The following is a 15,552-nucleotide window of genomic DNA, read 5'->3' as shown; positions in this document are numbered from 1 at the left end:
CTGGCGGATCAGACGCCCGATGAGGCATACTTCGCGACGCTGCCAGCGATCAAATCGGCAGCATGATCGCCCCGGACGCTCCACTTAAAATCTCGGGACCCTGTCCGAACAAGCGACGCCACCTCTATACAGGGGGGTTAAAATCGCATCATGGGCGTTTCCGTTGGCGCTAACTGGAGGAATCGTATTTGCAGTCGGTCTTCGGGGATTGGGTAGTGCGTTGTTCCTAATCGGTGTTCCGGTGATATTAATTGGTGGCTATATACATCTTTGCCAAATGTTTGGACTGGAAACAAGATTCCGGCGGCCTCATCGCTGGGATGACCAATGATTGAAGCGTCTTGTCGCCGAAACGGTGAGGGAGTCCTGACCTGTACAACCGGCAGCTTCATCCTGACGAAAAGGCAAAGATCGCGCAGCAGGCTAATGGCGACGCCGCCGAAGAGAAGAAGCTGACTGATGCCGCGTGCTATGCGGTGAAGTGTTGGGCCGAGTATGCGCAGGGCAGCGCAGAGTACAACGCGACCTACGTGAGCCAACTTGAGGCATCGCAGCTCGGGCCTGAGCTGCAATGGGTGAACAACCAGAAGGAGGCCGGGCTGTTTAACTACACGCCGACGCAGAAGATTGCAGACATGGTGCAGAGCGATCCGCTGGGTACGGCAAAGGATGCGCTGAAGGCGGCCCTAGGGACGGCAGTTGCCACAACTGGAGTGAGATATTGCGCTACCGGCATAGCGTGTGGTGTTGGCAGCGCAATGATTGTATCGGGAACCAACGATGTTGCCACGGGGATGAGCGGGTTGTACAACCGATATAATGGCATACCTGATCCAGGAACGAATCCTCTATTGGCTGCATTTACTTATGCGTCACCGACATGGGGGACGACGCTTTACGATGTGGCGTCGCTCGGTGTAGGGATAGCATCATTGGCGGCTCCGGTTCCACTAAAAATGGGCTGGTCCGATGGGCTTAACCGTCCGACTAGTATCTTCGACGTGACCGTTCCGAAGTTTGGCAGCACCGCTACGATTCCAATCATCAATTCGCTTATTCCTGGCGACGTGAACGCGGCAATTCAGACGATAAACGTGGGCACGAAGGGGGCAAAGGTAGTGAACGACGCACGTAATGCAGGGCAGCAAAAATGAACTGGAAGCGTCTATATGCTCTCGTGCAAACTATCTGCGTGGTCTGGGGCTCGGCCATAGGTGCCGGAATCATTCTCGCGATGCTTGTTACTGGACTCTGCCGTTATGCGTTCAATCTGGACGAGAAGCCGGCGATGCTGTTTGTGTTTTGTCCTGTGTGTCTGGCGCTTGTGATCTATTGGGTCAGGAAGTTGCCTGCTCGATTGCGAAAAGCTGGTATGTTAAGTGACGAACCATCAAAGTTCGGACCCTGGTTCAAGGACTAACATGGTCGGAGATTCGGGGTCAGCGAACCTGTACAACCGGCAGTTGCACCCGGAGGAAAAGCAGAAGATCCATGACCTTGCTGGTGGAGATGCGGCCAAGGAGGCAAGGCTGACGGCCGCGGCATGTGCAATGACGCATTGTTATGCCGAATACCCTGAAGGAAGCGCTGCATACCAACTGTTGAAGCAGATCGCTGATTTTGGAGCGAGCGATGCTCTGGCCGGGGAGCGTAACCTGTTGTCGCAGCAGACGGGCATGTTCGGCTACACGACTGGCGGCCCATTCAGTGATGCAAATTTGGACGCCGCGAAGCAGTTCAACAATACATATCAGTTGACGACGCGGGGAGCGGGCGCGGCCGAAGCGGTGTTGGGTGCTGTGGGTCTTGGCGGCGCGATTACGAGTGCTCGAGTGACCTGTGCAACAGGGGGCGGCTGCGTGGCAAATGCTGTGGTGGCCGGAACGAGCGTTGACGCCCTCATTGCTGGCTCGAAGCAGGTCGTATCCGGACAACCGGAATCAACTTACCTGAATCAGGCTCTTACGAGCTTGGGAATGTCGCCCGCCGCTGCAGGGTTGCTCGAAACGGCTTTGGGGATCGGGGGTGCCGCTACGGTTGGATCAATTGCCAACCAAGCCACCGCGCAAGCTGCCTTACTAAATACGGCCTCGCGGGACACGTACACTACATCGGCATTCACGCCGCAAGGTGTGCAGTTCACGTCCAGCATGATTGATACTAACCGTGTCGTTCAGTCAATTTATAACGATTACGTCCGGGCACTTGGTGGCAATACGCAACTCGCGGAAACGTTCACGGGCAACGCCGTAAGGTCAGGGGTTGATATCCCTAAAGTCGTCCAGCTTGGTACGAGTGATGAGTTGGTGCGCTTGGTTCCTGTCGGCGATAGTGCGGGAGTAAGTTCATTTTATATGTCTCGTGCCCAGTATGATTCGCTTATTGGGCAGAATGCGAGTGCTACGAGCGTGGCCGACGCGCTAGGCTTGCCCGCCTCGAGCTTTGCGAATGGTGGGTTCAAGGGGTTCCAGGCCTTCTCAATTCAACCGCAGCCTGGAAGAATTGTAAGTGTTTACCAGAGCACGATTGCACCAGTAAATCAAGGTCAATATAGCGCTAGCGGAGGGCTCCTGCAGTACATCGTTCCTGATCTAGGGAGTTTCACATCGCCCAAGCCGATGCTCGGCGGCGTCATTCGGTAAAGTTACCATGAGCGAATTTGTCAAAGCACTGATTGCGAGTGCAGAAAATGTCGAGCTTCTTTTTGATGAAGCTAGCGGCCGTAGTGAAGACATACGCCACCTATATGAAGATCATCTCATGCCCATTATCTCCGCGATAAGGACGGGGGAAATCACTGCGCCAAGTGATGCACTTGTTGGCTATTGGCACTATTTTTCCCCAGAGGGGCCGTGGGACTTGTGGAGCAATTCCCCGAAGCTGGTATCTGGCATGTCTATCTTGATCAATCTCCTTAGTCTGAGGGACGAGGCGGACTTTGAAGCGTATCGACGTCGTCACGGCATTCGGTAGAAGATGAACAAGATCTGTAAAACCGGCAGTTGCGCCAGGCAGAAATCGACGGGATCAAGGCGAAGGCTAAGCAACTCGCGGATGCGGGAGTGACGAGCTATGACGATGCGCTGGAGCGAATGCCGCAGCCAGCCTGTATTCGCTATCCAAACCTGCCAGGAGAACAGCGTCGAACCGCGCGCCTTTCCGGTCGCGTTGTTCAAGGCACTCCCGCTCGCACACAGTGCCGATGATTGCGACGCCCTGTTGCCGCGGCGTGGCCTAGTCTGACTAACGCACGGCCGCTCACCTTGCGCAGGCCACCTGGTCTATTGCGCGATTACGAAAGAACGATGAAATCGATCCAAAAGAAATTTGCGCCGTTTCTCACTCTCGCATTTCTCGCAGGCTGCACCACCGTAGGCCATCCTTATCCTTTCCCGAAGGACTCGGAGCCCTCAGCACAACTACAGATCCAGGGCAAGGCCGTCTATCTCCTGACGCTAAACGAAAAAGGCTGCTACACGGGCAAAACCTATGTCGATGGTAGTCCGGGGGCGATGCCGGTCAAAGTCGTTCCCGATAGACCGCTCGTGATCTCCTACGAGGAAAACGTATGCATGTTGCCCGCGTCGTTCACGCCGCAGAAAGACGGACGTTATCGCCTGGTCGCCTGGGAGGGGCACAAGCCCGCCGATGCGGATATGTCCTTCTTCCAGTCGATGATGCATGTGCACGACCGGCAATGTGTCGTCGACGTCGTGGAGGTCGATTCTGAGGGTGAGCCGATGAAGCCGGTCAAGGTCAAGGAACTTCGACCCAGTCAGACCGCCATCACATGCATCAAATTCCGTTGAGATCACCGAATCATCCCGGCGGACAGTCCAACAGGCAAAACTTAGCCAGGACCGGGCACATTAGCGATACACGTTTTGCCCGCGCTACACACCTGATGAAGACCTGACAAGGGAAGGCGACCGATGGATGTTAGATGTTCACGCGGGCTAACGGCTCTACCAAACCACAACGCTAGAAAGTAGCACGCTATGAAAAGACTTTTTCTCGCCGTACTTTGCCTCTCGACGACCTCCGCCTTTGCCGCCGGTCAGGTTCTGCTGGAAACTCCGGTGACCTATGCTCCGGGCGCTGGCGTAGTCGAACAGATCAGGAATGAATGCCACATCGAAGACATGCTGACGCGTCACGTCGGCACGGCGCTCCGCAAGATCAACAGAACTGGCGAGGGTATTCGTGGCGACGCGCACAGGTCCGGATGCGTTGAATGAAGGGCGTATTCTACGCCTCGTGGCTTCAGGCCGATCTTCACGGCCGCCGCCTCGAACCGCCATTTATATCGGCTCTAGCGCCGTCGCGAGTGACTTGGGCGAACGCGGAGGGTCGACAGATGCAAACGCCTGGACTGACGCGAAGCTCAGGAACTGCGCTTTCGTCCCGCTGGCGTTGAGGATTGCGGGTTCACCGGCACCGGGCAAGCCGACCGGGTTTGGCGGAGGGCGGGGCGCGGGACCGCATCCGGCGATTTTTGAAATCACTTAGTTTAATTGATAACAGACGCCTTGTGATAAGAAGACTTATCTAAATGGACAAGGCGTCGTGCCACGAGCGCGTGGATGAAGTCCGCGAGGCGAACAGTTCGCCTCGCTCGTGGGTTGCTTCCCAATCTCGCCCCGCACATCCGCTTCCCGACGCGACGGTCGTGCTGCAGGTCCCCATCCGGTCCGCCCATTAGCTCGCCACCGGGCTTTTGAAGTTGCGGGTTGACCCCAGGTTCACCTGAAATATCGTTGGCTATAATCGCGAACGGTCGGGCGCTGTGATCCAGCGTCGGCAAGCGGGAAAGGTTACCCCCCATTCCCTGATCAATGCAGTTGCCGATCCCTACAGGAGACTGGCATGGCAGAACAACTCATCATTTTCGATACCACCTTGCGGGACGGAGAGCAGTCGCCGGGTGCGTCGATGACAAAAGAAGAAAAACTCCGCATCGCGAGGCAACTCGAACGTATGCGGGTCGACGTGATCGAGGCGGGCTTCGCAGCGAGTTCTGATGGCGATTTCGAGGCAGTGCGCGCAATCGCAAGCGAAGTGAAAGACAGCATGATCTGTTCTCTCGCACGCGCGAACGAGCGTGACATTTCACGTGCGGCCGAAGCGCTGCGGCCAGCCAGACGTTTTCGCATTCATACCTTTCTCGCGACATCGCCGCTGCATATGGAGAAAAAACTCCGTATGTCGCCCGACCAGGTGTACGAGCAGGCGCGTCGCGCAGTACGTCAGGCGCGCAGTTTCACCGATGACGTCGAGTTCTCGCCGGAAGACGCCAGTCGCTCAGATATGGACTTTCTGTGCCGGGTGCTGGAGGGTGTGATTGCCGAAGGCGCAACTACGATCAACGTACCCGATACCGTTGGCTATGCCATGCCGGAAGGTTATGCGGCACTGATCCGCGAACTACGCGAGCGCATTCCAAATTCAGACCGGGCGGTTTTTTCGGTGCACTGTCATGATGATCTTGGCCTCGCGGTGGCGAACTCACTAGCCGCGGTCAAATCGGGCGGCGCAAGGCAGATCGAGTGCACGATCAACGGACTTGGCGAACGGGCAGGGAATACGGCGCTCGAGGAAGTCGTCATGGCGGTCAAGACCCGGAGAGATCACTTCGACCTCGACGTGCGCGTCGATACGAGCCAGATTGTCACGGCTTCACAGTTGGTCTCGGAAATTACCGGATTTGCGGTGCAGCCCAACAAGGCGGTAGTCGGCGCTAACGCGTTCGCTCATGCGTCAGGCATCCACCAGGACGGTGTGCTCAAAGCGCGCGATACTTACGAAATCATGCGCGCGGAAGATGTAGGCTGGAGCGCAAACAGGATCGTGCTCGGGAAGCTTTCCGGTCGAACTGCCTTCAAACAGCGCCTGCGTGAGCTTGGTGTCATGATGGATAGCGATGCAGAATTGAATGCAGCGTTCGCGCGCTTCAAGGCTCTCGCCGATCGTGAGGCCATCGTTTCCGATGGCGCGCTGGTTGCCCTGGCACGTCAGGGCGAGGGCGTGAATTCCGGCAGCGCGCATTCATAACGGTCGGCGACCAAGGCTTTCACATCCCAGACCGCCGGACAGCAGGAACCCTGCGACCGCGTTATTTTCGTCATAGCTCGAAGAAACCATGAATACTGAAACGACTGCCCAGTTTGTTATTTCGCCCAGCACGACACCGACCCCACACGATGAGATCACCGCGAGCATTGCCAACCCGGTATTTGGTCGCGTGTTCACCGATCACATGGCGACTGTCCGATGGACAAGTGCCCTTGGTTGGCACGACGCGAAAGTTGAGCCGCGTCGGCCGTTTCAGATTGACCCCGCCTGCGCTGTCCTGCACTACGCGCAGGAGATTTTTGAAGGCATGAAAGCCTATCGCGGCGACGACGGCTCGATCTCGCTTTTCAGGCCTTACGGGAATGCCAGGCGGTTTCGCGCGTCGGCAGCGCGCATGTCCATGGCAGAACTCCCCGAAGCACTCTTTGTCGGCGCAGTGGATGCACTCGTGAAGATCGATCGGGACTGGGTTCCTGGCGGCGATGGCAGTTTGTACCTGCGGCCTTTCATGTTTGCAACGGAGAGTTTTCTCGGGGTGCGCGCCGCCAACGAGTATCTGTTCTGTGTTATCGCTTCGCCCGTTGGGCCGTATTTCAAGGCGGGCAAGACGGCGGTCACTGTTTGGGTCTCCGACCAATATACCCGCGCGGCACCAGGTGGAACAGGCGCGGCCAAGTGCGGCGGAAATTATGCCGCCAGCCTGATTGCGCAAACCGAGGCGGCCGCGAAAGGCTGCGACCAGGTCGTGTTCCTTGACGCTGCGGAACACAAATGGATTGAAGAGCTGGGCGGCATGAACGTGTTCTTCGTGATGGACGACGGCACCCTGCGTACACCTCCGCTCTCGGGCACCATCTTGCCCGGTATTACGCGTGCTTCCATTATTGAGCTGGCCAAACGGGAGGGCATCACAGTTTCCGAAGAGCCTTATGCATTCGCATCGTGGCAAGCCGATGCGATCAGCGGTCGCGTCAAGGAGGCCTTCGCCTGCGGTACGGCGGCGGTCGTGACGGCCATCGGGGAGGTTCGTCACGCTGCGGGCGAATTCAGGATCGGTGATGGTGGCGAAGGACCTGTCACACAACGAATTCGCACTACGCTCACCGGTATTCAGCGCGGCAAGATTGCAGATCCATTCGGCTGGATCCACAAGGCGTCTTAAGCGATTTTTCCTGGAATCCGTGTGCAGGCATACAAACCATCACTCGCCGCTTGACGCATTTGCCGACGACAGGATCCATCCAATCCACTTAACATCGACGATCGATCGCGCGAGCACAAAACCGCCGGGTCGCAATTGTCGTCTCGCCGCGCTGAGCCGGTGCGGAGTTACTCGACGCGGCAATTGCATCGCGCGAACTTGCGATAGAGCTGAAGCGCTAGCCCGCCGGCCACAACGATCAATGCGCGACCGACACTCGAGTCGACACTCGTCATGACCTCGGTGAGATAGATCGCGGCTCCTGCTACCAGGGGATGAGAGAGCCCCTTGTCACGAAATTCATCCATTTGAATTCTCCAACGTATAGACCACGGTCGGACAACCCGCGCAACGCCTTCCCACTTGATGTCGAAGGCGACTTTGTCGCTGATTCGCTGAAATGTTTCGCATACCTGATTTCGTCTTTCCATGATCGACCGATCGTCCTGTCTGGCTGGTGCACTGTTCCTTTTCCTCTTCCCGAGAACGTAAGCGAATCATATTGATCGTGCGACTGCAATTCAATTACCTCACGGGTAATCGAGGCGCTTCGATGAGGCGGGCGCGCGATACGGTTTTTTTCAGTCAGCCACGATTGCACGAAACGAGGAGTGTGTAGGGAAACGAAGCTGCCGTGGGTGCGCTCACGTCCTTCATGACTGGCCTCTGCCCTTCAACGATCGCCGCTGCAGGATCGCGAAAGAGACCGCGACTCGAACTGCGCGCGTTTTGATGCCGAACTCCCTGGAAAACCATATATGATTAAGAGTGCGAATAAAACGTTTTGTGACATGGGTGTAAGCATAGGGTGCGCGCCTGCGATTCGCACGCGGTCTTCAACCAACGTGCCAGGAGCCTGCGCAACTGGTTGGGCGGTCGATACCCTGGTTTAGAGGAACCGGATCGAAGACCCTTTCCCGACGGGGAAAGGGCTCGAACGAGGCATTCTGCGGCGGCGGGTTTGGGTGGTGCTCCCGCCGCTCAAACTCGCTTCACGCCTTCCACGCGTAGGGCTGGAACATTTCTTCGAGGGGCGGCTGGGTGACGCTCGCGGTGTAGTTCGTGATCGTCGAGGCGGCGACCACGAGGATGACGTCGAGCACGAGTGCCTGATCGAAGCCAGCTTCGGTGAACGCAGCGATGTCGTGATCGTCGACGTGGCCGCGCTTTTCGATCAGCGTGCGTGCCAGACGCGAGAGCGCCGCGAGTTTCGGGTCCTGCGGAAGGCGGCGTTCGCGGATCGCCTGCACGTCGGCCTCGCTCAGGCCTTCCTTGAGACTGAGGCATGAATGGAATGCGACCGGCCAGGTGGCGCCATTGGTCACCGCATTGGTGAGCAGCAGCGTCTGGACGTGTGCTTCGGAAAAGTTGCCGCCATGCGCCTGCTGAAACAGGCCGACGAGGCCATTGATCAGCTTCGGCGAGCCGGCAATTGCGCCAGCGATATTTGGCACCATGCCGAAGGCCTGGGCAAGCCCGTTCAGCGCGGGCTTCGATTGTTCAGGTGCGGATTCGAGCGTATAGATGGGGAAGTGAGCCACGGTATTTCCTTGAAAGTCGAAGGTATCGCTGATATCGATCAGGCGACAAGCACAGATTAGTGAGAGAAACGAGCCTCGCCAATTACATCGCTGGTAATCAGCGAAGCGAATCAGTCACGGGACGCGTGCCTCGCACCTCTCGCCAATCGCGGAGCAATCCACCCCTCATGGTCTTTCCGTATGTATGAGAACAAACGGTCCGTTGCGATCGATGTGCAATCGCGCTCGACCGGACAGCGGAAATGATCGATTCGCGACGATTTCGAGCAATTACGTCGCAGGTAATCTTCCCTGCGGTACGCCTGCTGGCGCACGGCCGCTCGTGTGTGCGACGAGAAGCTATATTGAGCAGTGACGACATTCACGTATGAGCACGCCGGGTGTCCGTCCTGGCGTTGCGCACGCTGTTGGGCTCGCGCGAGAACATTCGTCGCGAGGTGCCGTTCGTAAGTCGACACTGGGGGGAGCATGGGAAGTCGCCTTGGAGGACAAGTCGTTTGTGTCACGCTGGCATTTGCCATCGCGGGCGGCGTGCCCCGTGCCAGCGCACAAACAAGCGTAAGTCCAACTGTCACGTCCGCGCAAACGGCGGCGGTTGCGACGTCCGCGCCGCGACGGAGGTCCGATGCCATGCTGGCTGGCGACGTCCGTCGGGCCCTCGTGCGCAATCCTGGGGTGAACTCGATGAATATTCACGTACAGGTGCGCGGTGGCATCGTTACGCTGACTGGGTGGGTACCACAGCGCTCGCAGATCGAGCGGGCCAGTATCGCGGCAAGATCAGTTCGCGGCGTCAGAGCGGTTTCGAATCGTTTAACGGTACGAACGGGGCGCGGCGGCGGTCGTTGAGCCGCACCGATTGGGACGGCACACCCATACCAGACAAGCGCGAATGACTGCTCGCCATTTTCGGAACGACAGTGCAGAGGGCCGACCGCTACGTGTAGGCCGCGTTACCCCGCCGCCTTGCCCCCAAGATCGACCGTATCGACAAAATCCTCCGTCACACGAGGCAGCGTCCGTCCACGTTTCTTGACAAGCGCAATCGGGCGCACGAATGCCGGATCATCGATCGGCCGCATAACGAGACCTCGCTCCGCGTGCACTTCGCGCGCGGACTCCGGAAGGACCGAGATCCCGAGGCCGCCGCGCACCATCGCAACGGCGGTCATCATGTACATCGGCTCGCACGCGATATCGGGCGTGCAACGGGCGTTCGCCAGCGCGGCGTCTACGACAGCGCGCACACTCGTTCCCGGCGCGGTCAGCACGAGCGGCATCGAAGCGAAGTCGTCGACCGTCACCTTGCGCTTGCGGGCTAGCGGGTGGGTCTTCGGGCACACGATCACCAGCCGGTCTTCGCCCGTCTGCAGGACATCGAGCGTCGCATCGACGCTGTGCCCGCCCGTCAGACCGATATCCACCTCTTCATTGCGCACGAGCGCGTTGACAGCGCTCGCGACGACATCGCGAACCTGAAACCGCGCCTGTGGCACGCGCTGGCGAAACGCCCGGATCAACTCGGGCAGCGCGCTGGCGGCGAAGGTCGGCAGGCACGCGAGTCGCACCGTGCCGCTCGACCCGTCGCCGAGCGCGCGCGCATCTCTAAGAGCCTGCTCCATATCGCTTAGCGATCGCGTCAGGATAGGCAGCAATTCGCGGCCCGTCTGGGTCAGCGCAACGCTGCGGCTGTTGCGATCGAACAAACGCGCACCCACCGTTTCCTCGAGGCGTCGAATCTGCACGGTCAGCGCGGGCTGCGACAAATGCAGCCGCGCCGCCGCGCGCGTGAAGTTGCCCGCGTGCGCCACGGTCACGAAAGCACGAATGTCGCGTAGATTGAGATCCATAACGAACTGTGATTGCTACGATCAATTCATTTCAATTGCGTTATTGAAGCGCCGAACTTACGCTGGTCCGCACTAAAAGACAAGACTGGAGACACAACATGCTGCCTTTGCTGGGGCTCGTGACGATCGTGGTGCTGCTGGCCGCGATTCTTTCAAAACGTATGTCGCCGCTCGTCGCGCTCATCATCGTGCCGCTCGTCGCGTCGCTGATCGGCGGATTCGGCTTTCAGACGAGCAAGTTCGTCATCGACGGATTGAAAGGCCTCGCGCCGGTCGTCGGCATGTTCGTGTTCGCGATTCTCTATTTCGGCACGATCACGGATGCGGGCACGCTCGATCCGATCATCGACCGCATCCTGCGCACAGTCGGCACCAAACCGACGCGTATCGTGGTGGGCACGACGCTGCTCGCGCTGCTCATTCACCTCGACGGCTCGGGCGCGGTCTGCTTTCTCGTCACCATCCCCGCCATGCTGCCGCTATACGAGCGCCTGAACATGGACAAGCGCGTGCTCGCGGCGGCCGTTTCGATGGCGGCCGGCATCAACTTCCTGCCGTGGACGGGGCCGATGATCCGCGCATCGGCGTCGCTGCATCTGCCGATTTCTGCGCTTTTCAATCCGTTGATTCCGGTCCAGGCGATCGGCCTCGTGTTCGTGTTCAGCATGGCCTGGTGGCTCGGCCGGCGCGAGGAAAAGCGCCTCGGCTATTCTTCCGCCAGCGGCACAGTTCCGCTACCCAAACGCGAGCTCACACCCGAGGAACAGGCGCTGCGCCGCCCGAAGCACTTCTGGTTCAACATCGTGCTGACGATCGTCGTGCTCGGCACGATGGTCGTGATGGGCGAGAAAATTCCGCCCGCGATCATGTTCATGGTGGGCTTGTGCATCGCGCTGATGGTGAATTACCCGAACGTCGACATGCAGCGCAAGCGCATCGACGCCCACGCGCGCGCCGCGCTGATGATGGCGGGCATTCTGCTCGCAGCGGGCGTGTTCACCGGCATCATGCAGGGCAGCGGCATGCTCAAGGCGATGGCGCAGGCCGCGGTCGGTTTCGTGCCGCCTGCGTTTGCGGGGCACATTCCGGTCGTGCTCGGCGTGCTGTCGATGCCGCTCTCGATGCTCTTCGACCCCGATTCGTTTTATTTCGGCGTGCTGCCGGTGATCGCCGAAGTGGCGTCGCAGCTCGGCGTGCCGGCGGTGCACATCGGGCAGGCCGCGCTGCTCGGCCAGATGACCACCGGTTTTCCCGTGAGCCCGCTCACGCCCGCGACGTTTCTCGTCGTCGGCCTGTGTGGAATCGATCTCGCGGATCATCAGAAGTTCACGTTTCCGCTGCTGTTCGGCGCGTCGATCGTCATGACGATCGCGTGCGTCGTGCTGGGCGTGTTTCCGCTGTAAAGAGGAGTGGCAGAAATCATGAACCGGACCGAATCACCAAGGCGCGTACGGATAGGCGCGGGTGCAGGCTACTCGGGCGACCGCATCGAACCCGCTGTCGAACTCGCCGAGCATGGCGCGCTGGACTACCTCGTGTTCGAATGCCTCGCGGAACGCACGGTCGCGATCGCCCAACAAACGCGCCGTCACGATGCCGCTCTCGGCTACGATCCGCTGCTCGAAGCCCGCATGCGCGCCGTACTGCCGGTCGCCGTGCGCAACCGCGTACGGATCATTTCGAACATGGGCGCGGCCAATGCACGCGCGGCGGCGATCAAGACGGCGCGGATTGCGCAGGAACTTGGACTCAGCGGACTGAAGATTGCCGCAGTTACCGGTGACGATGTGCTCGATGTCGTCCTGCGTTCCCAACTGCGCTTCGAAGAGTCCGGCGACGATGTCGGCGCCTACACGGACCGCATCGTTTCGGCAAATGCGTATCTCGGCGCAGCGCCGATTGTGGAGGCGCTCGCGGCGGGCGCGGATATCGTGCTCACGGGTCGCGTCGCGGACCCGTCGTTGTTCGCCGCGCCGCTCATTCACGAGTTCGGCTGGCGCATGGACGACTGGAATACGCTCGGGCAGGCGACCGTGGTCGGTCATTTGCTCGAATGCGCGGGACAGGTGACAGGCGGCTATTTCGCCGATCCGGGTTTCAAGGACGTGCCGGATCTCGCGCGGCTAGGTTTTCCGATCGGCGAAGTGAGCGCCGATGGCAGCGTCGTCGTGACGAAGGTGCCGCATGCGGGCGGCCGCGTGACCGAGGCCACATGCAAGGAGCAGTTGCTCTACGAGATTCACGATCCGCAACGCTACTTTCAGCCCGATGTCGTTGCTGACTTCAGCGGGGTGCGTGTCGTGGAAGAGGCGCAAGACCGCGTGCGCGTGACGGGCGGACGCGGCAGTACACGCACGGGGACACTGAAGGTATCGGTCGCGTATGTCGATGGCTATATCGGAGAGGGGCAGATTTCCTACGGCGGACCGGGCGCGGTTGAACGTGCGCGACTAGCGCTCGACATCGTGCGGGAGCGCCTCGCGACCACGGGCGTCGACACGAGCGAACTGCGTTTTGACCTGATCGGCGTGAATGCGCTCTATGGCGACGCCCTCGCGGCACGTCACGACGCGCCGTACGAAGTGCGCGTTCGCGTGGCAGGGCGCGCGGCGAACGCAAAGGAAGCGGCGCGCATCGGCAACGAGCTCGAGACGCTCTACACCAACGGACCTGCGGGCGGCGGGGGCGTCACGAAATCGACTCGTGAGGTGCTCGCCGTGCAGTCTGTCTTGCTGCCACGCGAACAGGTAAATCCGGTATTCCAGTTTGTCGAGGCAAGCGATGAAACTGCGTGAACTGGCCCATGGCCGCACTGGCGACAAAGGCAACACGCTGAATATTTCGGTGATTTGCTACGACGCGAAGCACTACGCCCATCTGCGCAACGTCTTGACGCCGGAGCGCGTCAAGGCGCATCTCGCCGACGTCGTCAAAGGCGAGGTCGTGCGCTACGAACTGCCGCTTCTCGATGCGTTCAATTTCGTGCTCGGCAACGCGCTGGGTGGGGGCGTGACGCGTTCTCTGGCGCTGGATGCGCACGGCAAGTCGATGAGCATGGCGCTCCTCGATCTCGAAATTGACGACCTTCCTGAATGAGCGCATGGCGGCGCGCTTTCCGAAATGCGCCGTGTGACACCCGGGGTTAGCTTTAAGGGTTCTCCCCAGTGCAGACCCATGTCCTAAAATTTGTATGATGACCCTATGACATGGCAAATCTGCTGATATGTTCGAGAAGATTCCCAACCGGGCGCTGAGCGACACGGTCGCGCAACAGCTGCTCGCACAGATCGACAAAGGCACGTTCGCGCGCGGCGGCAAGCTGCCGACGGAAGCCGTGCTCGCCCTGGAGTTCGGCGTCAGCCGCACGGTGATCCGCGAGGCCATTTCGCGTCTGAAGAACGAAGGCGTGGTCGAGCCGCGTCAGGGCAGCGGCGTGTACGTGGCCGCGCATGGCGCGATCCGGCCGCTGCGCATCGACTACGCGGAAGCGATGGAAGGCGGCTCGGTGCTGCAGATCCTTGCGGTGCGCCGCGCGATCGAAGCCGAAGTCGCGGCGGAAGCCGCCATGCGCCGCACCGACGCCGACATGGTGGCGATCGACGCCGCACTCAAGAAGATCGATGAGGCCGTCGCCGAAGGCCGCGACGGCGTTGCCGAAGACGTCGCGTTTCACCGCGCGATCGCCAGCGTGACGGGCAATCCGTACTTTCTGAAGACGCTGACGTTTCTCAATCAATACCTCGAAGCGGGCACGGTCATCACGCGCCGCAACGAGGCGCTGCGCGAGGACTTCTCGCGGCAGGTGCGCGACGAACACGCCGCGATCGCCGCCGCGATCCGCGCAGGCGACCCGATGGCCGCGCGCAATGCCGCGCAAACCCACATGTACAACGCGGCGCGCCGTCTGGCCGAAGCCGGTATCGGCTGAGTTCGCAGATGCATTCGCTCGCGCAATCCGCGGCGCACTGTCTGCAGCCCTGTTCGTAGAGGAAAAGGTATGTCGAGAAATGTCGGAGTGATCGGTCTGGGCGCGATGGGCATGGGTGTCGCGCGTTCGCTGCTGCGCGGCGGTTTCAATGTCCATGCATGCGACGTGCGCCGCGAAGTGCTCGACCAGTTCGTGGCCGCCGGCGGCACGGCCTGCGCGAGTCCCGCCGAGCTTGGCGCGCGGTGCGACGTGGTCGTCACGCTCGTCGTCAATGCCGCGCAAACGGAAACGGTGCTGTTCGGCGAGCAGGGTGCGGTGCATTCGATGAAGCCGGGTGGCGTCGTGATTGCGTGCGCGACGGTTGCGCCCGACTTCGCGATCGACCTCGGCCGCCGTGTGGAAGCGGCCGGCCTGCAACTGCTCGATGCACCCGTATCGGGCGGCGCGGCGCGCGCGGCATCGGGCGAAATGACGATGATGACGTCCGGGCCCGCCGCCTCGTATGCCGCGTGCGAGGACGTGCTCGCCGCGATGGCGGGCAAGGTGTACCGGCTGGGCGAGCAGCATGGCGCGGGCTCGAAGGTGAAGATCATCAACCAGTTGCTCGCGGGTGTGCACATCGCCGCCGCCGCCGAGGCGATGGCGCTCGGTCTTCGCGAAGGCGTCGATCCCGATGCGCTCTACGACGTGATCACGCACAGCGCCGGTAACTCGTGGATGTTCGAGAACCGCGTGCCGCACATTCTCAACGGCGACTACACGCCGCTGTCAGCGGTCGACATCTTCGTCAAGGATCTCGGCCTCGTGCTCGATACCGCGCGACGCTCGAAGTTTCCGCTGCCGTTGTCGGCGGCTGCGCATCAGATGTTCATGATGGCCTCGACGGCAGGTCACGGCGGCGAAGACGATTCGGCCGTGATCAAGATTTTCCCGGGCATCGATGTGCCCGCGAAGCGCTGA

At 60.2% G+C, this 15,552-nt stretch carries 17 protein-coding genes and 1 pseudogene; 14 read left to right on the top strand and 4 right to left on the bottom strand.

Going from position 1 to position 15,552, the window contains the following annotated elements:
• Window positions 1–530 precede the first annotated feature (530 nt).
• The 3 genes from AB4Y43_RS36735 (at window position 531) to AB4Y43_RS36725 (ending at window position 2,973) form a co-directional block, all read left to right on the top strand.
• A complete protein-coding gene (locus tag AB4Y43_RS36735; RefSeq protein WP_368730027.1) occupies window positions 531–1,154 on the top strand; it encodes a hypothetical protein in 624 nt (207 codons plus the stop codon).
• Window positions 1,155–1,379: 225 nt separating this feature from the next.
• Window positions 1,380–2,642 (top strand): hypothetical protein, encoded by a 1,263-nt coding sequence (locus AB4Y43_RS36730; protein ID WP_368730026.1) that lies wholly within the window; start codon window positions 1,380–1,382, stop codon window positions 2,640–2,642.
• 7 nt (window positions 2,643–2,649) lie between these two features.
• Window positions 2,650–2,973 (top strand): hypothetical protein, encoded by a 324-nt coding sequence (locus AB4Y43_RS36725; RefSeq protein WP_368730025.1) that lies wholly within the window; start codon window positions 2,650–2,652, stop codon window positions 2,971–2,973.
• Here AB4Y43_RS36725 and AB4Y43_RS36720 read toward each other — a convergent pair.
• Window positions 2,958–3,176, bottom strand: a complete 219-nt coding sequence (locus AB4Y43_RS36720; protein WP_342919595.1) for a hypothetical protein — start codon at window positions 3,174–3,176, stop codon at window positions 2,958–2,960. The two genes, AB4Y43_RS36725 and AB4Y43_RS36720, sit on opposite strands and share 16 nt — an antisense overlap.
• Here AB4Y43_RS36720 and AB4Y43_RS36715 point away from each other — a divergent pair.
• From AB4Y43_RS36715 to AB4Y43_RS36695, 5 genes and pseudogenes are all read left to right on the top strand, one after another.
• Window positions 3,169–3,243 (top strand): hypothetical protein, encoded by a 75-nt coding sequence (locus tag AB4Y43_RS36715; protein WP_368730029.1) that lies wholly within the window; start codon window positions 3,169–3,171, stop codon window positions 3,241–3,243. The genes AB4Y43_RS36720 and AB4Y43_RS36715 overlap by 8 nt on opposite strands.
• A 62-nt stretch (window positions 3,244–3,305) precedes the next feature.
• On the top strand, window positions 3,306–3,809 hold the full coding sequence (locus AB4Y43_RS36710) for a hypothetical protein (protein WP_368730024.1): 504 nt from the start codon (window positions 3,306–3,308) through the stop codon (window positions 3,807–3,809).
• A 189-nt stretch (window positions 3,810–3,998) separates the two neighbouring features.
• Window positions 3,999–4,238 (top strand): hypothetical protein, encoded by a 240-nt coding sequence (locus AB4Y43_RS36705; RefSeq protein ID WP_368730023.1) that lies wholly within the window; start codon window positions 3,999–4,001, stop codon window positions 4,236–4,238.
• Between the two features lie 628 nt (window positions 4,239–4,866).
• Window positions 4,867–6,006, top strand: a pseudogene (locus tag AB4Y43_RS36700) (2-isopropylmalate synthase); the annotation flags it as partial.
• A 133-nt stretch (window positions 6,007–6,139) separates the two neighbouring features.
• Entirely contained in the window at window positions 6,140–7,234 is a 1,095-nt protein-coding gene (locus tag AB4Y43_RS36695; protein WP_368730022.1) for a branched-chain amino acid aminotransferase, read from the top strand.
• A 167-nt stretch (window positions 7,235–7,401) separates the two neighbouring features.
• Here the strand turns inward: AB4Y43_RS36695 and AB4Y43_RS36690 are convergent, their stop codons facing one another.
• Window positions 7,402–7,581, bottom strand: coding sequence for a hypothetical protein (locus AB4Y43_RS36690; RefSeq protein ID WP_368730021.1), 180 nt, complete (start codon window positions 7,579–7,581; stop codon window positions 7,402–7,404).
• Between the two features lie 684 nt (window positions 7,582–8,265).
• Window positions 8,266–8,814 (bottom strand): carboxymuconolactone decarboxylase family protein, encoded by a 549-nt coding sequence (locus tag AB4Y43_RS36685; protein ID WP_069269221.1) that lies wholly within the window; start codon window positions 8,812–8,814, stop codon window positions 8,266–8,268.
• A 468-nt stretch (window positions 8,815–9,282) separates the two neighbouring features.
• Here AB4Y43_RS36685 and AB4Y43_RS36680 point away from each other — a divergent pair, with 468 nt between their 5' ends.
• Entirely contained in the window at window positions 9,283–9,663 is a 381-nt protein-coding gene (locus tag AB4Y43_RS36680; RefSeq protein ID WP_368730020.1) for a BON domain-containing protein, read from the top strand.
• A gap of 104 nt (window positions 9,664–9,767) precedes the next feature.
• Here AB4Y43_RS36680 and AB4Y43_RS36675 read toward each other — a convergent pair whose 3' ends face one another.
• Window positions 9,768–10,664, bottom strand: a complete 897-nt coding sequence (locus AB4Y43_RS36675; RefSeq protein ID WP_069269311.1) for a LysR family transcriptional regulator — start codon at window positions 10,662–10,664, stop codon at window positions 9,768–9,770.
• A 98-nt stretch (window positions 10,665–10,762) separates the two neighbouring features.
• Between AB4Y43_RS36675 and AB4Y43_RS36670 the strand changes: the two genes are divergently transcribed.
• From AB4Y43_RS36670 to ltnD, 5 genes are all read left to right on the top strand, one after another.
• On the top strand, window positions 10,763–12,067 hold the full coding sequence (locus tag AB4Y43_RS36670; protein WP_368730019.1) for a CitMHS family transporter: 1,305 nt from the start codon (window positions 10,763–10,765) through the stop codon (window positions 12,065–12,067).
• An 18-nt stretch (window positions 12,068–12,085) separates the two neighbouring features.
• The gene (locus tag AB4Y43_RS36665) at window positions 12,086–13,459 is read left to right on the top strand and encodes an acyclic terpene utilization AtuA family protein (RefSeq protein WP_368730018.1); all 1,374 of its coding nucleotides are present in this window, start codon (window positions 12,086–12,088) and stop codon (window positions 13,457–13,459) included.
• The gene (locus AB4Y43_RS36660) at window positions 13,446–13,760 is read left to right on the top strand and encodes a hypothetical protein (protein ID WP_368730017.1); all 315 of its coding nucleotides are present in this window, start codon (window positions 13,446–13,448) and stop codon (window positions 13,758–13,760) included. The genes AB4Y43_RS36665 and AB4Y43_RS36660 overlap by 14 nt, the downstream gene beginning before the upstream one ends.
• A 127-nt stretch (window positions 13,761–13,887) precedes the next feature.
• On the top strand, window positions 13,888–14,592 hold the full coding sequence (locus AB4Y43_RS36655) for a FadR/GntR family transcriptional regulator (protein ID WP_069269315.1): 705 nt from the start codon (window positions 13,888–13,890) through the stop codon (window positions 14,590–14,592).
• Between the two features lie 69 nt (window positions 14,593–14,661).
• Window positions 14,662–15,552, top strand: a complete 891-nt coding sequence (ltnD, locus tag AB4Y43_RS36650; protein WP_368730016.1) for an L-threonate dehydrogenase — start codon at window positions 14,662–14,664, stop codon at window positions 15,550–15,552.

Origin of the sequence: Paraburkholderia sp. BR10872 (assembly GCF_040965835.1) — a bacterium.
GTDB lineage: Bacteria > Pseudomonadota > Gammaproteobacteria > Burkholderiales > Burkholderiaceae > Paraburkholderia > Paraburkholderia nodosa_A.
This window is presented reverse-complemented; position numbering and strand designations above follow the sequence as displayed.